Origin of the sequence: uncultured Campylobacter sp. (assembly GCF_938030785.1) — a bacterium.
Lineage (GTDB): Bacteria > Campylobacterota > Campylobacteria > Campylobacterales > Campylobacteraceae > Campylobacter_B.
On sequence record NZ_CALHIK010000136.1, the window covers coordinates 1 to 4,323 of the forward strand.

2 protein-coding genes are annotated in these 4,323 nt (G+C 45.3%); both read left to right on the top strand.

The window, feature by feature from the left end; genetic code table 11:
- The coding region (locus Q0438_RS07835) for a DegQ family serine endoprotease (RefSeq protein ID WP_299189932.1) at positions 1-1,286 on the top strand (1,286 nt) is incomplete at its 5' end.
- A 597-nt stretch (positions 1,287-1,883) separates the two neighbouring features.
- On the top strand, positions 1,884-4,323 hold a 2,440-nt coding region (locus tag Q0438_RS07840), incomplete at its 3' end, for a hypothetical protein (RefSeq protein WP_299189933.1).

Genomic DNA, 4,323 nt, shown 5'->3' on the forward strand with positions numbered 1-4,323 from the left:
ACAGCTCTGTTGCGGAGGTGAAAAAATCCGTCGTAAATATCGCTACGAAAACCAAGATTAAAATGACCAATAGCCCTATGTCGCAGATGTTTGACGATCCGTTTTTCAGGCAGTTTTTTGATTTTGACGTTCCGCAATCCAGAGAGCGCGAGGGAAGCTCTTTGGGCTCGGGCGTCATCATCTCCGAAGACGGCTATATCGTGACGAATAACCACGTCGTAGAAAACGCCGACGAGATCGTAGTAACCCTGCTTGATAACGACAAAGAATACAAAGCCAAGGTGATCGGCACCGATCCTAAAACCGATCTGGCTATCATAAAAATCGACGCAAAAAACCTCTCTGCGGTTAAATTCGCCGACTCGTCCAAGGCTATGGAGGGCGACATCGTCTTTGCTATCGGAAATCCGTTCGGCGTGGGCGGCACCATCACTCAGGGCATCATCTCCGCGCTAAATAAGAACAATATCGGGCTAAATCAATACGAAAATTTCATCCAGACCGACGCTTCGATCAATCCCGGCAATTCGGGCGGCGCGTTAGTGGATAGCCGCGGCACGCTTTTGGGGATAAATTCTGCCATTTTAAGTCGCGGCGGCGGGAATAACGGCGTAGGCTTTGCGATCCCATCAAATATGGTAAAAGAGATCGCCGAAAAGCTCATCGTCGACGGCAAGATCGAGCGCGGCTTCATAGGCGTCACGATCTCGGATATGTCGAACGAACAGAAAGAAATTTATTCAAACAAAGAGGGCGCGCTGATCTCTAGCGTCGAAAAAGACATGCCTGCCGATAAAGCGGGTATCAAGCGCGGCGATCTGATCGTTAAAATCGACGGCAAGTCGATCAAAAACGCTAACGAGTTAAAAAATTTGATCGGCTCTATGGCTCCGGGAAGTTCGGTGGAAGTGGAGTTTGAGCGCAACGGCAAAACCCAAACCGCGACTATCAAGCTTGATAGTATGAGCAAATCAAGCGGCGCGGCCGATTCTCGCGGCGCAAGCCAAAGCGCCATAGATGGGCTTAGCGCACGAAATTTAACCGATGATGTCCGCTCGAAATACAACCTCGATAAAGACTTGGAAGGCATCCTCGTAACAAACGTCAAAAACGGTTCTAAGGCCGATGAATACGGCTTTGAAGCAGGCGACATAATAATCCAAGTCGGTCAAAACGACGTTAAAAATTTAGATGATTTCGATCGCTACATCAAAGAATATAAGGGTAAGAAAACCCTAGTTTGGGTGATCCGCGGGGGAATTCCACAAGGACTCGTGATCCGCTAAAGAGTAAAATTTCATAAGTTTCTCGCGGGCGCACTCGCTTACCGGTGCGCCGTGTCCGCGAGCGAAATTTATTTGAATAGGCTTGATTGACTTGCCGGGTTCGCTGCGGCGTTTAGAAGTTCATTCGCGCCGCTTGATTGAATGTTTTTTGGCGGCGCGCTAAAATCAGTTCCCATATCTTGGGCGGCGAAGCGATTAAATTTAATCGCTAGATTTGATCTACGTGTCGATTCTGCGCCGACGCTTAAAGCCCGACTTTTTAAATCCATAAATTTTAAATCTATTCAGCCGCGTAAAGGCGCGAAAAAAGCTAAATTTTATACTTTCGATCCGGCGCCGCGCTTTTATAAAATTTTAAATTTAAAATCGCGCCTCTAAAATTTTTAAAATCAGGTATTTTATGTAACTATAATTTTAAATTTAAGCTTAATGGCTATAAGAGGATAAAATTTTATTTAAATTATCAAAGAGGCGCTATCTCGATACTGATTTTTAGGAACTCTCATTTTTTTATATACAATTTTTCTAAATTTCTTGTAAATTGATATTTTTATTGTATAATGGATAGTTTTTATTTTTTACAAAGGATTATGGATTATGAAAGATATTAAAATACCGATTATTTCCGGTTTGAGTTTGGCGGCGTGCTTAGCCATTGCTCCTTCGCAAGCTTTAGCTGGTAATGGAATCATAACGGTAACTAAAAGCGACGGTACTCCAAGTCAATTATATAAATCATCCGGCGAAAATTACTCGGGCGGCTTTGAAAGTAAAGCAAATGCTCACGGACAAAACGATAATAATATCGTAACAATAAGAGGCGTTGCCTCAGGCGGCGTAAGCACTTGGAATCGTACGATCTATGGTGGAGGTAACGGCGACGGTACTCCTGAAGGATCGGACTTTAAATATAGACAAACTAGCTCGGCAGAAAACAATACGATAAATGTCTCTAGTGGCGCTACTGTAGCGATACTTGTGGGCGGCGAGGGTAAAGGCGCTAAAAATAATACGGTTAACTTGAATAATGCAGAAGTAAATAATGTCGTACTCGGCGGTAATGGCACATGGTTCGGTAGAACAAATGCCAGCGGAGACGCTATCCATAATGTCGTAAACATAAGCGGTGCTACTAAAGTATTCTACGGCGGCTTTCCAAATTTTGAATACACTGCGGTAATGGGCGGTAGAGCTACGGGTACAAGCCAAGCAAATAATAACGAAGTAAATATCAGCGGTACGCCTACCATCGCTGGCAGGATTGCTGGCGCTGGAGTACAAAATGGCGGCGCAGACGGCAATAAAGTAAATATTACCGGTGTTGTAAATTTATCAAACGTAAATGGAGTAATAGCTGCAGAAAATAGCACCGCTATTTTGCAAAACAATGTCGTAACTATAGATAATAACGGCGCTAAAGTCACTGATGTTTTGGTCGCCAACGGTACTGGCGGAGGTATTACCGGAGGCGGCGGTAAGGCAACGGCTAAAAACAACCACGGTTGGTTGAAAAAAGGCGAGGTTGGAAATATCAACGGCGCATATATGGTTAGTAAAACTATCGCCAACCACTCTACGATCGAGGGCGGTCATGTAACTAATTACGTATACGGAAGTTATTATAGAAACGACGCGCATAATCTTGCTTCCAATAGCCAGGGCGATTATGTTACCATCAGCGACGGTACTGTAGATAAAGCGATTTATGGAGCTTTTACATATTACGGCGACATAGATGGAGCTCATGTGAATATGAGCGGCGGCAAGGTTACGGGTGCGAACTCTAGCAACGATGATGGCGTATACGGCGGACTTAGCTACGACGGCAAGGTTAATAATAGCTATTTGGAGCTAACCGGTGGCCAAATAACCGGCGATGCGATCGGCGGTAGAAGTAACAACAAAGATGTTGCAAATAACTACGCAAAAATTAACGGTAATGCAAAAATAGGCGGAAGATTGATCGGCGGAGAGAGCCGCAGCGGGACGGTTACTAATAGCTATTTAGATCTGACCGGCGGCGAGATCGGTCAACAGGCCATAGGCGGCAAGAGCAAAACCGGCGCTTCAAATAATAAAGTAACCTCTACCGGCACGACTTTTAAAAAGAGCGTTATTGGCGGAGAAAGCTCTAACGGCGTCGTAACCGGCAGTAGGGTATTTTTGACTAGCTCCAAAGTCGGCGAGAATATTTACGGCGGTAACGCAGCAGGCGGCAAAGCGGAAGATAACCACGTCAAACTTAGAGGAAATAATGTCGTAACCGGTGAAATTTACGGTGGCACATCCACTACCAACGATGCTTCAAGAAATATCGTAGATATAGAAGACGGCGAAGTAGGCGGTACGATTTTCGGCGGAAGAGGCGTAAACTCATTTAACAATACCGTAAATTTAACCCGCACTCATGCCAAAAATCAAGTCAATGGCGGTGGCGTTAATACGAGCGGCGGTAGTGCCCACGATAATAAAGTAACCTTAGACGGCGCTAAAGTGGACGGCATCGTAAGCGGCGGTCAAGCCAATAGTGGAGATGCCGCAAAAAATATCGTAACGGCGCAAAACAACTCAAAAATAAATTCCGTTATCGGCGGTCAGTCTTCAAGCGGATCCGCTAAATCAAATGAGGTGCATTTAAACGATAGCGCCGTGACGAAAGAAATTTACGGCGGATATAGCATAAGCAATAACGCAGAAGAAAATATCGTAAATTTAACAAATACTACCGCGAATGATGAGGTCTACGGCGGATTGAGCTCACAAAAGGCTGCCGATAAAAATACCGTAAAATTAAACGGCGGCGAAGCTAAAAAGAACGTTTGGGGCGGATACGGTCGTACCGGCACCTCACAAAATACCGTGACGATAGAGGGTGGTGCGCAAGTAGCGGGCAGCGCACTGGGCGCAGAGGCGACGGCAGGCAGCGCAACCAATAATACCGTAAATGTCGATAGTGGCCAAGTTACCGGCGACGTAAAAGGTGCAAAAGCTAGCGGCTCTGCAACCAATAACAGCGTAAATTTAAAAGGTACTGCTA